13 protein-coding genes are annotated in these 16,250 nt (G+C 72.4%); 8 read left to right on the top strand and 5 right to left on the bottom strand.

Annotated features, from left to right (window positions below):
- Positions 1–2 precede the first annotated feature (2 nt).
- From PGN25_17040 to PGN25_17020, 5 genes are all read right to left on the bottom strand, one after another.
- Positions 3–1,679 carry a methyl-accepting chemotaxis protein gene (locus PGN25_17040; GenBank protein ID MEH3119242.1) on the bottom strand — a complete coding sequence of 559 codons (1,677 nt, stop codon included), beginning with the start codon at positions 1,677–1,679 and terminating at the stop codon, positions 3–5.
- A 49-nt stretch (positions 1,680–1,728) separates the two neighbouring features.
- A complete protein-coding gene (locus PGN25_17035; GenBank protein MEH3119241.1) occupies positions 1,729–2,304 on the bottom strand; it encodes a chemotaxis protein CheW in 576 nt (191 codons plus the stop codon).
- Positions 2,301–3,764, bottom strand: a complete 1,464-nt coding sequence (locus PGN25_17030) for a protein-glutamate methyltransferase (GenBank protein ID MEH3119240.1) — start codon at positions 3,762–3,764, stop codon at positions 2,301–2,303. Before PGN25_17030 ends, PGN25_17035 begins: the two co-directional genes overlap by 4 nt.
- An 11-nt stretch (positions 3,765–3,775) precedes the next feature.
- A complete protein-coding gene (locus PGN25_17025; GenBank protein MEH3119239.1) occupies positions 3,776–4,276 on the bottom strand; it encodes a chemotaxis protein CheW in 501 nt (166 codons plus the stop codon).
- A gap of 153 nt (positions 4,277–4,429) precedes the next feature.
- Positions 4,430–4,918, bottom strand: coding sequence for a MucR family transcriptional regulator (locus PGN25_17020; protein MEH3119238.1), 489 nt, complete (start codon positions 4,916–4,918; stop codon positions 4,430–4,432).
- A gap of 577 nt (positions 4,919–5,495) precedes the next feature.
- Between PGN25_17020 and PGN25_17015 the strand changes: the two genes are divergently transcribed.
- From PGN25_17015 to PGN25_16980, 8 genes are all read left to right on the top strand, one after another.
- Positions 5,496–5,936 (top strand): hypothetical protein, encoded by a 441-nt coding sequence (locus tag PGN25_17015; GenBank protein MEH3119237.1) that lies wholly within the window; start codon positions 5,496–5,498, stop codon positions 5,934–5,936.
- A gap of 67 nt (positions 5,937–6,003) precedes the next feature.
- Positions 6,004–7,716: an efflux RND transporter periplasmic adaptor subunit gene (locus tag PGN25_17010; GenBank protein MEH3119236.1), complete on the top strand. Its 1,713-nt coding sequence runs from the start codon at positions 6,004–6,006 to the stop codon at positions 7,714–7,716.
- A 12-nt stretch (positions 7,717–7,728) separates the two neighbouring features.
- Entirely contained in the window at positions 7,729–10,905 is a 3,177-nt protein-coding gene (locus PGN25_17005; GenBank protein ID MEH3119235.1) for an efflux RND transporter permease subunit, read from the top strand.
- Between the two features lie 25 nt (positions 10,906–10,930).
- On the top strand, positions 10,931–11,230 hold the full coding sequence (locus tag PGN25_17000; GenBank protein ID MEH3119234.1) for a hypothetical protein: 300 nt from the start codon (positions 10,931–10,933) through the stop codon (positions 11,228–11,230).
- Between the two features lie 28 nt (positions 11,231–11,258).
- Positions 11,259–11,639, top strand: a complete 381-nt coding sequence (locus tag PGN25_16995; protein ID MEH3119233.1) for a DUF305 domain-containing protein — start codon at positions 11,259–11,261, stop codon at positions 11,637–11,639.
- Between the two features lie 447 nt (positions 11,640–12,086).
- A complete protein-coding gene (locus PGN25_16990) occupies positions 12,087–12,584 on the top strand; it encodes a (2Fe-2S)-binding protein (GenBank protein MEH3119232.1) in 498 nt (165 codons plus the stop codon).
- Positions 12,581–13,630, top strand: coding sequence for a xanthine dehydrogenase family protein subunit M (locus PGN25_16985; GenBank protein MEH3119231.1), 1,050 nt, complete (start codon positions 12,581–12,583; stop codon positions 13,628–13,630). The genes PGN25_16990 and PGN25_16985 overlap by 4 nt, the downstream gene beginning before the upstream one ends.
- A complete protein-coding gene (locus tag PGN25_16980) occupies positions 13,623–15,866 on the top strand; it encodes a xanthine dehydrogenase family protein molybdopterin-binding subunit (GenBank protein ID MEH3119230.1) in 2,244 nt (747 codons plus the stop codon). Before PGN25_16985 ends, PGN25_16980 begins: the two co-directional genes overlap by 8 nt.
- Positions 15,867–16,250: the final 384 nt, after the last annotated feature.

Below are 16,250 nucleotides of genomic sequence, written 5' to 3'. Positions count from 1 at the left end.
CGCTAGAGCCGGTAGCGCTCGGCCAGCGCCATCAGCCCCTGCGCCAGCTCCGTCAGGTTGGCCGAGGCCGTCTCGACCTCGCGGGTGCCGGCCGCCGTCTGCTGGCTCGCCTGCCGGATGTTCTGGAGCGCGCCCATCACCTGCTCGATGCCGAGCTGCTGCTGGTTGGTCGAGGCCACGATCTGCTGGAAGGTCTGCACGCCCTCCTCCACCCGCGCGGCCATCTCCTCGATGGTGCGCACCGTCGAATCGGTGCGGGACTTGCCGGCGGCGGCCCGCTTGACCGCCTCCTCGGTCAGCATCACCGAGGAATTGATGCCGCGCTGGATCTCGCCGAGGATGCCGCGCACCTGGGTGGTCGCGGCCTTGGCCTGATCGGCCAGGAGCTTCATCTCGGCGGCGACGATGGCGAAGCTGCGCCCGCCCTCCCCGGCCGCCGCCGCCTCGATGGCGGCGTTGAGGGCGAGCAGGTGGGTGCGCTCGGAGATGTCGTTGACGGTGACGATGATCTCGCCGATCGCCTGTGTCCGCTCGCTCAAGGCGACGATGTTGCCGGCCACGGCCTCGCCCTGCTCGCGGATCGATTCCATGGCCTTGGCGGTGTCGGTGGCCGCACGCAGGCCCGAGCGGGCGGTCTGCGCCGCGGCCTGGGCGCTGGCGATCACCTCGGTGGCGCGCTTCGAGATCTGCGCGCCGGAATGGGTGATCTCGTCCACGGTCGCCGCGGTCTCCTGAACGGCGGCGAACTGCTCCTCGACGCTCGCCGCCTGCTCCTGGGCCGAGGCGCGGATCTCGGCCGCCGCGGCGTTGAGGTCGGCGGTCGCGGCGCGGTTGGTGCGGGCGAGGTCCGACAATCCGGCCGCCATCTCGTTGAGCGTCGCCCCGAGACGGCCGATCTCGTCGTCGCCGGTCCGCTCCAGCCGCCCGGTCAGGTCGCCCGCGCCGATGCGCGCGACGAAGCCCATCACGTCCTCCAGCGGGCGCACCACGGCGCGGCTGATCAGCACCGTCACCAGGATCGAGAGCAGGATCGAGGCGGCGACGGTGATCGCGATGGAGAGGCGGCTGTCGGCGTAGACGTCGGCCACGCTTCGCTGACCGGCGCCGATCACGCCGTCGAGGGCCGTGCGGGCCTTGGCGATGCTGCGCAGCAGGCTGTCGTGGAGCCGGTTGATCTCGTCGTTCCTGGACTCGACCGTCGCCACGTCCCGGGCGTCGACCGCGCGCAACTGCACCTCGCTCGCCCCGCGAACCTGACGGAAGGCCTCTCCGGTCTCGTCGACGACGACGCCGAGCCGGGTCCAGGCCGTCACGCGATCGGGCGAGATGGCGGTGCCGCGGTACTCCCGCACCTCGGCGGCGATCGTGTTGAGCAGACGCTCCAGCTCGGACACGTTCTGGCGCCAGCTCCCGAGGAAGTCGTCCTGCCGGTTGGGTGAGGAGCCCTGCGCCTGCGTCAGCACCGCGATCACCGCGTTGCGGCGCACGAGGCCCATGTTGCGGGCGACGTTGCCGAGATCGTCGAGTTGGCGCAGCACGCCGATGTCGCGGGAGACGATCAGATCGGTCATGTCGCGCACGGTGCCGATCTGGCGCAGCGCGTAGGCCCCGAGCGCCGCCACGATCAGGCTGGCCGCCACGAAACCGAGGAGGATGCGTTTTCCGATCGAGAGCGACACGGGCGACAGGACTCCGGCAGGCGGTGCGGGAAAGGCGGAAGGCGGGAGGTCAGGCGAGGAAGCGGGCGAGCAGGGCCGGCGGATCGACGAGCGAGAAACCCTCGCGGACGTCTCCCGTCCCGTCCGAGCCGGGCGGGGCATAGCCCAGAAGCGGGCCGCCTCCCAAACCCTCCGAGCTTCCCGCCGAGCCCCCCGACGCGCCGGCCCCGGCGAGGGCGGCGTCGATCCGGGCGATGCCGATCACCCGGTCGACGGCGAGGGCGACGGGCGGCTCCTGGCCGCGCAGGCGCACCACGTGGCCGCCGCCATCGGCCGCCGACCGGTCGAGCCCGAGGCAGGCGGCGAGGTCGAGCACGCTGACGATGGCGCCCGCCACCGCGGTGATGCCGCGCAAGGCCGGCGGCGCGCCGGGGAGGGCCGTGCAGGGCCGCTCGGGGCTCACGCCCGCGACCGCCGCGAGCGGCAGGCCGTAGCGCTCCGCTCCGCAGGCGCAGACGAGATAGGCCCTCGTCTCGACCGGCCGTTCCTGCGCCGCCCTGCGGCCGGCGAGGGCCGCGGCGCGCGCGTCGAGCAGCGCGGCGGTGCGCGCCTTCGGGTCGGCTCCGGCGGTGAGACCGATCTTCATGCGTCGCCGATCCCGATTCCAGCGAGAGCCCGGCGTGCGCTCTCGGCCAAGCGTGCGGCGCTCACCCCGTCTCCCTCCGGCAGAACCGTGTCCGCGGGCAGTCCTTGCGCGAGGCGCAGCGCGTTGTCGAGGGCGCGGGAGGCTTCCGCGGTGCGTCCGGCGCGGGCGAGCAGCAGGCCGAGCTGGAAATGCGCCATGACGAAGCCGCGGTCGAGGAACAGGGCACCGCGCAGGGCCCGCTCGGCCTCCCGCTCGCGCCCGAGGTCGAGGGCGAGCAGCCCCTCGTAGTAGCGCAGGGCCGGATCGGTGGCGTAGCCGCCGATCGCCTCGTGCAGCCGGCGCCAGGCCCGGGCGGTCTCGCCCGCATCGGCGAGCACGCGGATCTCGGCGAGCAGGTCGCCCGGCGACAGAGGATGGTCCGTGGCGGGCGGGACGGGAATCGGTACGGCGGCCGGCGTTGCGGCCGGCACCGGAACCGTGGCGACCGGTTCGGCCTGCGGCAGGGAGAGCGGCACCGGCAGGGCATCCGGAATCGCAGGCATCGGCACGGGCGGCGGCTCGGCCGTCGGCGTGTCGGCCGGGCGGTAGGCCACCGTTCCGGGCAGCGCCACCGGCCGCAGCCACTGGGAGAAGGCGGGGTTGGGCTCGGCATGTCCGACCAGGAGCCAGCCCTGCGGGTCGAGCCGCTCGGCCAGCGCCCGCACGATCCGGTTCACGTGATCGGCACGGAAATAGATCAGCACGTTGCGGCACAGGATCAGGTCGAAGACGTCCTGTCCGCGCTCCGACCCGTCGATCAGGCTCATCAGGTTCTGCCGCTCGAACCGCACCATGCGGCGGAAGGCCGGGCGCAGGGCGTAGCCGCCGTGCGGCCGCCCCGGCCGGGCCGGTGTGCGGCGGAACCAGCGGGCACGCTCCTCCGTGTCCAGGGTGCGCAGGGCCCAGGGGCCGTACTCGGCCTCGCGGGCGGTGGCCAGCGCCGCGGCGCTGAGATCGGTTCCGAGGATGGTCACGGACCAGTCGGCGAGCCGCTCGCCGAGAAGGTCGTGCACGAGGATGGCGAGGGAGTAGGGCTCCGCCCCGGTCGAACAGCCCGCGCTCCAGATCCGCAGGCTGCGGATCGAACCGCGCCCCTCGATCAATGCCGGCAGGATCGTCTTGCGCAGGGCGGCGAACTGCTCGGCGTAGCGGAAGAAGAAGGTCTCGCCGATGGTGATCTCGGCCTCCAGCGCCGCCCATTCCTCCCGCCCAGCGGCACCGTCGAGCAGGAGGCGGTAGGCGGTGCAGTCGGCGACGCCGCGGGTGCGCATGCGCTTGCGCAGGCGGTCATAGAGCAGATCGTCCTTGTCCTCGTAGTAATCGTGCCCGGTGCGGGCGATCACCCGCTCCTTCAATGCCGGGAAACCCGGATCGGCCGACGCACCCGCGGCGCGCCGGGTCCTTTCGGCGGGATCGGTCACGGTCGGCAGCCTCAGACGGCCCGTGCCTCTTCCGGTGCGAACCTGGCAAGCCGCGTCCTGGCCTGCTGCGTCAGCGCGTCCAGTCGGGCCCGCTCCTCCAGGGTGAGGATACGGTCGAGCGAGAGGAGATGGACGAGCCGGCCGCCCTGGGCGAACTCGCCGACGACGCAGCCGTTCAGGCTGCGCGCCGATTCGACCGGCCGCAGGGCGCCCTCCCCGACCTGAACGAGGTCGAGGGCGCGATCCACGAGCAGCGCGATGCCGCCCTGGCGCGCCAGCACGACGTGCCGGTACGGATCGTCGCCGCTCCCGCTCTTCCGAAGGTCGAACAGGGCGGCGAGGTCGATCACGGGCACCGGCTCGCCGGCCAGGTCGAGGAAGCCGGCGAGCGGACCGCCCGCGGCCGGCGGCGCGTGCAGGCGCGGCAGCGGGAGGATCTCGCGGATCTCCGCCTGCGGCAGCGCGCAGGTCGTCCCGGCAATGTCCAGGAGAAGGGTCGCCAAACGCGCCATCGCAGGTCCTTCGGGCGACTCGTCGCGGGGGCGGACGATGAGGGCCTCATCGTCTCGATCATGCGGTTGACGCCTGCGGAAGGCAAAGGTTGCGCGACGGCGAACGTGAACGCCCGCCCATACATAGCCCGCCCATGCGGGGGGAATGCCGGATCAGGCAACCTTCTGACGCGAGCGGGACTTCGGCTCGGGGGCGGGCTCCGCCTCTTCCTCCTCGATGCGGCCGCCGGGCCGGCCGAGGCCGATCGACTTGGCGAGCGCGGAGCGCTGGGCGGCGTAGTTCGGCGCGACCATCGGGTAGTCGTTCGGCAGGCCGTAGCGCTGGCGGTACAAGTAGGGGTCGAGGCCGTGGGTGCCGAGATGGCGCTTCAGGGTCTTGTAGGGCTTGCCGTCGATGAAGCTGATGATCGCGTCCGGCGTGACGGACTTGCGGACCTGAGCGGAGCTCGGCCTCTCGATGACTTCCTCGGCGGGAGCGGACGCGGCCGCGGGGCCGCTGAGGCCGGTCAGCGCCGCATGGACGTTGACGATCAGGCCCGGAAGCTCGGAGGCGGGCACTGAATTGTTCGACACATATGACGAAACGATGTCACTCGCCAACTCGACGAAGTCGTTGAACGATTTTTGGTTTTCTTCCGTCATCCTGCTTTTCCGTTCCGAGGGCCCCCGGGGGCCAGGATCATACGCAGGGCGCAGCGATGCAAGAGACGAATCTAAAAAACGACGTATGCCTTGTGGGTATTGAGGCCGAAACACTCAAGTCCAATGCTGGCGATGAAGCGTAGAAGGCAAAATGGAGGATAAGCTTGCACGGTGCAGTGGTGGATCAGAGTACGGCTTCGCCCGGCCCGGCCTGTCCGACCCATCACGGGCGCTGCGTCGCCCGCGGACGCGGTTAAACGGCGGCAGGAGCATGAGATTCGAAGTCTCGTTCGCAAATCCGCCCGGGATTCTCGAAGCGTCGAGGCCCGTCCTTCCGCACGGCCCGGTCGGCCGGTCCGATGGACCGGAAGAACGACCTCCCCGGCGTGCCCCGACCCGCGTCCCTGCAACGCCTGCGAGACGATCTGCCGCGCCGGCGCCGGGCGTTCGGCTTCGATCGAGCCGGGCCGCCGCTCGGCTCGCAAGAGAGGTTCGGCCGACGAGCGCGTCTTGAAAACTCATGAAAGCCCGCGGCCCCCTGTCGGAATTCGTCTTCCCATGCTAAGCGTGGCGCACCATGAAGCCCGCCCGCCACATAGCGCTCTGGCTCGCCGCGGTGATCGTGACGGTCGCCGCCGCGCTGATGCCGTCCGGCGCACGCGCGCACGAGGCTCACGCCCATGAGCATCCGGTTCGGGCGGAGCCGGGCAACGCCGCGGCGCCTGCCGCCGCCGGCGCCGTCGCGGCCCTCACCGAAATTCGGATCACGGCGTCCGCCGTCGGGGGCGGGCGGGCGGTGACGACGGCGATCGGGCAGGCCCGTCTCGTCTGCGCCTGTCCGGCTTGCGCGGCCTGCGGGCACGCTCCGTCCTCCTGCTGCGCGGTCGGGCTCACCCCCTGCCCGCTTCCCGGGGTCGTCCCTCCAGCGACGAGCGGCCGCGCCCCGGCCCGCGACGGGCCGTGCCTGTCGGGCATCGTGCCCGAGGCGCAGGCCGAGCCTCCACGATCCTTCGCCTGACGCGTGAACCCGCCCGGTGGCCCTTGCGCCGGGTGACATCATCGCTTCTGCGAAGGCATCCTCCGACATGTCCATTCGTCTCGCGGCGACGCTTCGCGCGTCGGCCGTCTGGCTCGCGCTGGTCGCCGCATCGTTCGCCGGCAGCGCGGCGCTCGCCCATGAGGGTCACGATCACGGCGCCGAGCCGCCGCCTGCCCCCGCGCAAGCCGCTCCCCGGGCGGAGGCCGCCTCGACCGCATTCGAGCTGGTGGCGGTGGCGGCCGGCGGCAGGATCCGGTTCTATCTCGACCGCTTCGCCACCAACGAGCCGGTGACCGGCGCCGATCTCGCGGTCGAGACGCCGGACGGGGCGGTCGAGGCGACGGCGCTCGGCGACGGCGTCTACGAGATCCCCGCGCCCTGGCTCGGACGCAGCCGCCGGCACGACCTGCTCGCCACCGTGACGGCCGGCGATGCGGCGGACGTGCTCGCCCTCGACCTGCATCTCCCCGCACCGGCGGCCACCCCACCGGTCGCGGCCGAAGCGCCGGCTTGGCTCGCCAACTTCCGCCGCCATCTGACGCATCAGGGGCCGATCGGGGCCGCCGCGGGCGGCTTCCTGCTCGGGCTCGCCGTGATCATGCTCGCGCGCGCCCGCCGGACGCTGCCGGCCTTTGCGGTGCTCGCCCTGACCCTGACCCTGCTGCTCGGGGGCGCGGCGCTCGCGCACGAAGGCCACGATCGGGGGGCCGGAGAGGAGGCGCCGGTTCAGGGTTCCGCCCTCGTCGCGCCGCCCGCGTCGGGGATCGAGCGGGCGCGGCGCCTGCCGGACGGGGCGGTGTTCGTGCCGAAATCGACGCAGCGCCTGCTCGGGCTGCGCACCGGCGTCACCGCGACCGCGGACCATCGCCGCACGGTCGAGCTGCCGGGCCGGGTCATCGCCGACCCGAACGCCAGCGGCGTGGTGCAATCCTCGGTCGGGGGGCGGCTGGCGCCGCCGCCCGGCGGATTTCCCGATCTCGGCGCCCGGGTCCGCAGGGGCGACGTGCTCGCCACCGTCACTCCCCCCGTCCAGGCGGTGGACCTCTCCGACATGCGCCAGACGCAAGGGGATCTCGACCAGCAGATCGCCATCACCGGCCGCAAGGTCGCCCGCTACGAGCGGCTCGCGACGACCGGCGCCGTGGCGCAGACGGCGCTGGAGGATGCCCGCGCCGAACTCGCCGGCCTGAAGGACCGCCGCGCCGCCCTCGACGCCATCCGCCGCGCGCCGGAAGAACTGACCGCTCCCGTGGACGGCGTCGTCGCCGAGCGCGCGGCGGTGGCCGGGCAGATGGCCGCGCCGGGCACCATGGTGTTCCGCATCGTCGATCCGGAGAAGCTCTACGTCGAGGCCTTGAGCTTCGTCGGCCTGGAGCCCGGCGCCGCGGCGACCGCGCGGCTGCCCGACGGGCGCATCCTCGCGCTGGCCTCCCGCGGCGCGGGTCTCGCCGACCGCAACCAAGCGGTGCCGGTGCAGTTCGCGATCACTGGTTCCGCCGCGGGCGTGCGGCTCGGCCAGTTCGTGACCGTGCTGGCGCCGACCGGCGAGACGACCGCCGGCCTCGCCCTGCCCCGCTCCGGGGTGGTCCGCAGCGAGGGCGGCGCGGTCGTCTACGAGCACGTCTCCGCCGAGCGCTTCGAGCCGCGGGCCGTGCGCGTCGAGCCGCTCGATGCCCGCCAGGTGATCGTGGCGGGCGGCCTGCCCGCCGGCCGGCGGGTGGTGGTGCAGGGCGCCGAACTGCTCGATCAGGTCCGCTGAGGGAGACGCGCCATGTTCGCCCTCCTCGTCCGCGGTGCCCTGCTCAACCGGGTGCTGGTCCTGGCGATCTGCCTCGCCCTGGTGCTGGCGGGCGGCCTCGCGCTGACGCGGCTTCCCGTCGACGTGCTGCCCGACCTCAACCGCCCCACCGTCACGGTGATGACGGAGGCCGAGGGCTACGCTCCGCCGGAGGTGGAGCAACTCGTGACCTATCCGATCGAGACCCGGATGAACGGCCTGCCCGGCGTCACCCGCGTGCGCTCGGTGTCGAGCGCCGGGCTCTCCATCGTCACGGTCGAGTTCGGCTGGGAGACCGACCTCTACCGCGACCGCCAGTTCGTGGCCGAGCGCCTCGCCCTGATCCGCTCCGAAATGCCCGCGAACGTCGTCCCGCAGATGGGCCCGGTCGCCTCGATCATGGGCGGCATCCTGCTCGTCGCGGTGACCGGCGAGGGTTCGAGCCCGATGCAGGTGCGCGAGACCGCCGATTTCACCCTGCGGCCGCGCCTGCTCTCGATCCCCGGCGTGGCCCAGGTGATCCCGATCGGCGGCGAGGTGCGCCAGTTCCGCGTCAGCCCGAACCCGGCGGCGATGCGCGCGCTCGGCGTCGGCAACGAGGCTCTGGCCAACGCGCTCTCCGGCTTCGGCACCAATGCCGGCGGCGGGTTCAGCGATGCCGACGCCCGCGAAATCCTGATCCGCAACATCGGCCGCACCCTGAGCCTGGAAGATCTGCGCAACCTCACGATCCCGACCGGCCCGCAGGGGGCGACCGCGGCGGCCGACCTGCCGGGGACCGGCAACCCGGCGATCGAGGGCCGGGTCTACCTGCGCCAGATCGCCGAGGTGGCCTTCGCCGCCCGGCCGAAGCGCGGCGACGCCGGCTACCGGGGGGAACCGGCCGTGATCCTCTCGGTCGAGAAGCAGCCCGGCATCGACACGGTGCGCCTGACGCAGGCGGTCGAGGCGGCGCTGAAGGAGATCGCGCCGACCCTGCCGAAGGGCATGGATGCCCAAAAGATCCTGTTCCGGCAGGCCGACTTCATCGAGACCTCGCTCGGCAACGTCGAGCGGGTGCTGATCGAGGCGGTCGCCGTCGTCGCGGTGGTGCTGTTCGCCTTCCTGATGAACGCCCGCACCACGCTGATCTCGCTCACCGCGATTCCGGTGTCGATCCTGACCACCGCCCTGGTGTTCTGGGGACTCGGCTTCTCGATCAACACCATGACGCTGGGCGGGCTCGCCATCGCCATCGGCGAGCTGGTCGACGACGCGGTGGTCGACGTCGAGAACATCTTTCGCAGGCTTCGCGAGAACCGGGCCGAGGGCTCGCCCCGCAGCGTGTTCGATGTCGTGGTGGCCGCCTCCGGCGAGGTGCGCTCGGGCATCGTCTACGCCACGGCGATCATCGTGCTCGTCTTCGTGCCGCTGTTCGCGCTGTCGGGCATCGAGGGCCGGCTGTTCGCGCCGCTGGGGCAGGCCTACATCGTCGCGATCCTGGCGAGCCTGCTGGTCTCGGTCACCCTGACGCCGGTGCTCGCCTCCTGGCTGCTGCCGGGCCTGCGCTCGCCGGCCGGGCACGAGCCGGCCCTGGTGCGCCGGCTGAAGGCCGGCAATGCGGCGCTGCTGAAGGGGGCCCTCGCCCATCCGCGCTCGCTGGTCGCGAGCGTCGCGCTCTGCGTCGTCGGGGCGGGCGTGGCCGCCGCGCACCTGCCCCGCGCCTTCCTGCCGGCCTTCAACGAGGGCTCGCTGACGATCAACGTCACCTTCCGTCCCGGCATCTCGCTGGCCGAGAGCAGCCGCGTCGGAGGAATCGCCGAACGGCTCGTCCTCGACGTGCCCGAGGCCGCGACCGTCGGGCGCCGCACCGGCCGGGCCGAACTCGACGAGCATGCCGAGGGCGTCCACTCCTCCGATCTCGAAGTGCGTCTGAAGGCCGGCCGGCCCCGCGAGACGGTGATCGCCGAGATCCGCGAGCGGCTCTCCGCCCTGCCGGTGACGGTCAATGTCGGTCAGCCGATCTCGCACCGGCTCGACCACATGCTCTCGGGCGTGCGCGCCGAGATCGCGCTCAAGCTGTTCGGGGACGACCTCGACGCGCTGCGTTCCGCGGCCGAGGGCGTCCGCGAGAGGATCGCGGCCGAGGTGCCCGGCGTCACCGACCTTCAGGTCGAGCGGCAGGTGCGGGTGCCGCAGCTCGACATCCGGGTCGATCACGGCCGCGCCGCGCTCTACGGCGTGTCGCCGTCGAGCGTGGTCGAGACGATTGCGCGCCTCGCCAACGGCCGCACCCTCTCGACCATCGCCGACGGACCGCGCCGCTTCGACGTGACCCTGCGCCTGCCGGAGGATCGGCGCAGCCCGCAGGCGCTCGGCGACCTGCTGATCGAGACGCCCTCGGGCTGGGTGCCCGCCCGCGAGATCGCCGACATCCGCGAGACCGACGGTCCGAACCAGATCCTTCGCGAGAACGGGCGGCGGCGCATCGTCGTCCAGGCCAATTCCGACGGCCGGACCGACATGGGCGGAATCGTCGCCGGCATCCGCCGGGTCCTCGACGGGACGCGCCTGCCGGAGGGCGTGAGCGCGCGTCTGGAGGGCACCGACGAGGCGCAAGGGGAGGCCGTGCGCACCATCGGCGGGCTCAGCCTCGTCTCGCTCGCCCTCGTCTTCGCCCTGCTGCACGGGCGCTACCGCTCGGTGCCGCTGGCGCTGATCGTGATGGGCAACGTCCCGCTGGCCCTGATCGGCAGCGTCGCCGCCCTGGGGATCGCCGGCCTGCCGCTCTCGGTGGCCTCGATGATCGGCTTCGTCACGCTCACCGGCATCGTCGCCCGCAACGGCATCCTCAAGATCAGCCACATGCTCAACCTCAGCCGCGACGAGGGCCTGCCGCTCGGCCCCGATCTCGTGATCCGGGCGAGCCTGGAACGGATGACCCCGGTGCTGATGACGGCGCTGTCGGCCGGCATCGCCCTGGTGCCGCTGCTGATCGACGGCACCGCGCCGGGCAAGGAGATCCTGCATCCGGTGGCGGTGACGATCTTCGGCGGCCTGATGAGCGCGACGCTGCTCGACGCCGTGCTGACGCCGGTGCTCGTGCTGAGGTTCGGGCGCGGCGCCTTCGCCCGGCTCCACGAGCCGGCATCCCGCGACAGCCTCCAGGCGCCCGCGCGCGAGGCCTTCTGACGAAACCGAACCGAGGAGACGATCGATGAACCGCGCGACGCGATGCGCCGCCCTGGCGCTGACCCTGTTCGCCGCCGGAGCCCGGCACGGCCACGCCCACGATCACCCGCCCGGCCCCAACGGCGGGCGTGTCGAGGATGCGGGGAAGTGGCATGCCGAACTCGTGACGAGGGCCGAGGCCGTCGCGGTCTATCTCAGCGACGGCGACGGCACGCCGCTGCCGGTCGACGGCTTCAAGGCGGTCGCGGTCCTGAAGTCCGGCTCCAGAGCCGTTCGCATCCCCCTCGCCCCCGACGGCGCCACCGCCAACGCCCGCTTCGACTGATCGACCTTTCAACTCAGGAGCATCACCGATGATGAAATCGATCGCCGCCGCCCTCGTCGCCTGCGCCCTGTCCGGCGCCGCGTTCGCCGAGGACGCACCCCATCACGGACACGGCGCATCCGGCTCGGAGACGGGCGCCGGTGACAGCCCGGCGACCAGGGCGTTTCGCGATGCGGATGCCCGCATGCATCGCGAGATGGACATCCGCTACACCAACGACGTGGATGTCGATTTCGTGCGTGGGATGATCCCGCATCACCGTGGCGCGATCGCGATGGCGAAGATCGCCCTCGAACACTCGAAGGATCCGGAGATCCGCAGGCTCGCCGAGGAGATCGTCCGGGCGCAGGACACCGAGATCGCGCAGATGGAAGCTTTCTTGAAGAAGAAGGCGGCAGAGGCCAGGTAGGGCGGCCCAAGGAGGGCGGGAGCCTCTTCAGCAACTGGCGACGTGCCGTCTCGACGATCCGGCTTCTCCCGGCACCGTCGCGGTCCTGGATCGCTTCGCCTGACGGCTCGCAATGACGGAGAGGGTTTCCCGCACCGTCATTGCGAGCGGAGCGAAGCAATCCAGGGCGCGACGCAGGCCGGATGAGGCACGCGCGTCATCCATGACCTATTCGCCGGCAGGATCGCTTCAGCCGAAGCAAGCCGGACCGCTGCGGTTGCCGGCTTCGCATGGCCTCCCCGACGGCGCGGGCAAATCCCCGCGTGAACGAAGCCGCTCTCTCGACCCTTCACGAAGCGGAGAGCCGCCCGAGGGCCGGTGGAACCGCCTGCCGTCGGTGCAGCACGCCGCACTGGTCGCGCGGGACGGCCGGGCTAATTGAAACGCTTCCAGACAGGAAGCGATTCCATGAGCTTTAGCCTGACCCTCACCGTCAACGGCGAGACCCGCGCGATCGCGCTCGACGATCCGCGGGTCACCCTCCTCGATCTCCTGCGCGAGCGGCTCGACCTCACCGGGTCGAAGAAGGGCTGCGACCGCGGCCAGTGCGGCGCCTGCACCGTGCTGGTGAACGGGCGCCGGGTGAATTCCTGCCTCGCGCTCGCCGTGAGCCTCGACGGCGCCGACGTGCTGACGATCGAAGGGTTGGCGCGCGGCGATCGGCTGCACCCGGTCCAGGCCGCCTTCATCGAGCATGACGGCTTCCAGTGCGGCTTCTGCACCCCGGGCCAGATCATGAGTGCCGTCGGGCTGATCCGCGAGGGCCATGCGGGCGACGATCCCGAACGGGTGCGCGAGGGGATGAGCGGGAACCTCTGCCGCTGCGGCGCCTATATCGGCATCACCGGGGCCGTCCTCGACGCGCAGGCGCGCCTCTCCGCCACCGAGCAGGGAGAGGCCGCGTGAACCGCTTCGACTACGTCCGCCCCGCCAGCGTCGCCGAGGCCGTGGCCGCGGCGGCCGAGCCCGGCGCGAGCTACCTCGCCGCCGGCACCAACTTGCTCGACCTGATGAAGGGCGGCATCGCCCGGCCGAGCCGCCTCGTCGACGTGACCCATCTGCCCGGCCTCGACCGGATCGAACACGAACCCGGCGGCGGTGTCCGCATCGGCGCGCTCGTGCGCAACAGCGACCTCGCCTACGATCCCGGCTTCGCCGCGGCCCATCCGTCGGTGGCCGAAGCGCTTCTCTCGGGCGCCTCGGCGCAGTTGCGCAACGCGGCGACGGTCGCCGGCAACCTGATGCAGCGGACCCGCTGCCCCTACTTCCACGACCCGGCCAGCGCCTGCAACAAGCGCGATCCCGGGGCCGGCTGCGACGCGCGCGGCGGCGAGACCCGGCTCCACGCCGTGCTCGGCTGGAGCGAGCGCTGCATCGCCACCAACCCGTCGGATTTCTGCGTGCCGCTGGTCGCCCTCGACGCGACCGTCGAGATCGAGGGCAAGGCCGGGGCCCGCGCGGTGCCGCTCGAGGCCTTCCACCGCCTGCCGGGCGAGAGCCCGGATCGGGAGACGGTGCTGGAGCCCGGCGACCTCGTCGTCGCCCTGCGCCTGCCCGCGGAGGCCGCGGGCTTCGCCGCGCATTCGCGCTACCTCAAGGTCCGCGACCGCACCTCCTACGCCTTCGCCGTGGTCTCGGCCGCGGCCTTGCTGCGGCTCGACGGCGAACGCATCGGGGAGGCACGCCTCGCGCTCGGCGGCGTCGCGCTCAAGCCCTGGCGCGTCCGCGCGGCGGAAGCCGTTCTGGCGGGCGTCGAGCCGACCGAAGAGAGCTTCCGCGCGGCCGCCGACGCGGCGCTCGCCGAGGCGAGACCCTCCGGCGACAACGCTTTCAAGATCGAGCTGGCCCGCCGCCTGATCGTGCGGACGCTCGTCCTCGCCGCCGCCGGCACGCCGGAGCGCATGCCGGCGCTTCCGGCTTCCGCCTTCTCGGGAGACGCCCTCCATGCCTGACATCGCCACCGAGCAGGCCCGGCACGGGTCGAGCGTCGGCCAGCCGCTGACGCGCCGCGACGGCTTCCTGAAGGTCACGGGGCAGGCGACCTACGCCGCCGACAACCGGCCGGAAGGCTTGCTTCACGCGGTGATGGCGGTGAGCCGCATCGCCCGCGGCCGGGTGACCGGCCTCGACGTGGCGGCGGCCAGGGCCCATCCCGGGGTGGTCGAGGTGATGACCGGCGCCAATGCGCCGAAGCTCGCCCAGGACCCGGATGCGAAGGACAACCCCTTCATGTTCCGGCTCGACCTGCTCCAGAACGACCGCGTGCGCTACGCCCACCAGCCGATCGCCGTGGTGATCGCCGAGACGCTGGAGGCCGCGACCGAGGGCGCCGAACTGCTGGCGCCGCGCTACGCGGCGGAGCCCGTCCGGATCGGGCTCGACGCGGAAGCGCCGCAGGAACCCGAAGCGGTCGGCGCGGGCGACGCGGCGGTCGTCTCCCGCGGCGATGTCGAGGCCGGCCTGAAGCAGGCCGAACGGAGGTTGGAGACGACCTACGAGACCGCCGCGCAGTACCACAACGCGCTGGAGCCGCACGCCGTCGTCGCGCGGTGGGACGGCGACCGGCTGACCGTCGACACGCCGAGCCAGGGCCTCGCCATGGCCAAGATGCGGCTCGCCGGCCTGTTCGGCATCGCTCCCGAGAACGTCCTGGTGCGTTCGCCCTTCCTCGGCGGCGGCTTCGGCTCGAAGGGATTCCTGTCCGGGCCGCAGGTGCTCGGCGCGATGGCGGCCCGGCTCGTCGGACGGCCGGTGAAGCTGGTGTTGCGCCGCGAGCAGATGTTCGGCCCGGTCGGCCACCGGGCCGAGACACGCCAGACGCTGCGGCTCGGCACCGACGCGGACGGCGCGCTGACCGCCCTCGACCACCACACGCTCACGGCGACGAGCCGCTTCGACGACTTCTACGAGCCGGCCAGCGCGCTGTCCCGCTACCTCTACGCCGCGCCCGCGGTCTCGACGGGGCATTCGGGCGTGCGGGTCGATACCGGCACGCCGCTGTTCATGCGGGCGCCGGGCGAGGCCTCGGGCAGCGTGGCGCTGGAGGGCGCCATCGACGAGATGGCGGAGGCCTGCGGCCTCGACCCGCTCGAATTCCGCTTGAAGAACTATGCCGAGGCCGAGCCGATTTCCGGCCGGCCGTTCTCCTCCAAGGCGCTGCGGGAATGCTACGCGCAAGGCGCCGCCCGCTTCGGCTGGGACAGGCGCGGCAAGGCGCCCCGCTCCATGCGCGATGCGGCCGGCCGGCTGATCGGCTACGGCATCGGCACCGCCCTGTTCCCCGCCCTGATGATGCAGGCCGAGGCGCGGGCCGAGATCCGCGCCGACGGCACGGGAACCGTGGCGCTCGGCGCCCACGACATGGGCCAGGGGGCCTGGACCGCCCTGGCGCAGATCGCCGCCGACGGGCTCGGGATCGAACTCGACCGGCTCGATTTCCGGAGCGGCACGTCCGATCTGCCGAATGCCGGCATCGCCGGCGGCTCGGCCCATACCGCGACCGCCGGCTCGGCGATCCATTCCGCCGCGGCGGCCGTGCTGGCGCAGCTCGCCGATCTCGCCACCGACGACGAACGCTCGGCTCTCTACGGAGCCGGCAACGCCGGCGTCTACGCCCGCGGCGGCCGGCTGGTGCGCCGCGACGACGAGGGCCGCAGCGAGTCGTTCTCCGAGATTCTTTCGCGGGCCGGGCGGGCCTCCGTTTCAGCGCAGGGCCAGGGCGCGGCCGATGCCGCCGCGCGCGAGGCCTACGCCATGCACGCCCACGGCGCGGTCTTCGCCGAGGTCGGCGTCGATCCCGATCTCGGCCAGATCCGCGTCACCCGCCTCGTCGGCGCCTTCGCCGCCGGGCGGATCGTCAACCCCCGCCTCGTCACCAGCCAGTATTACGGCGGGATGATCTGGGGCGTGTCCTTCGCGCTGCATGAGAACGCCGTGGTCGATCCGCGCTCGGGCCGCGTGATGAACGCCAATCTGGGCGAGTACCACGTGCCGGTGAACGCCGACGTGCCCTCGATCGAGGCGATCCTCGTCGACGAGCACGACCCGCACGTGAACCCGCTCGGCATCAAGGGCGTCGGCGAGATCGGCATCACCGGCACCGCCGGCGCCATCGCCAACGCGGTCTACCACGCCACGGGCGTGCGGGTGCGCAAGACGCCGATCACGCTGGACCGGCTGCTGGTGTGAGGCTGACGCATCCATCCTACGACGTCGGCCGAGGTCGCTGGCGAATGGGGACGACCGAGCGCCGAGCCGGCTGACGTCGAGCACTGGATTGCTTCGGCTTCGCCTCGCAATGACGAAGAGGGTGGCCCTCACCGTCATCGCGAGCCGTCAGGCGAAGCGATCCAGGAGCGCGACGGTGCCGGAAGTGGGCTGGCGTGATGCAGCCACGCTGCGTCTCATACGACATCCGGTTGATGACCTCGGCCTCTCGTGTGTCATTGCGAGGCGAAGCCGTGGCAATCCAGGGCGCGCCCTTTCCGGACAGGTCGCGCCTGGATCGCTTCGGTCTTTGCCATGCTCCGTCATCGCGAGGCGAGGCGTCGGCGATCCAGGGCGCGACACCTC

Origin of the sequence: Methylorubrum populi, assembly GCA_036946625.1 — a bacterium.
GTDB lineage: Bacteria > Pseudomonadota > Alphaproteobacteria > Rhizobiales > Beijerinckiaceae > Methylobacterium > Methylobacterium populi_C.
Note: the sequence above shows the minus strand (reverse complement) of the source record. Positions and strands in the feature narration are given on the sequence as shown.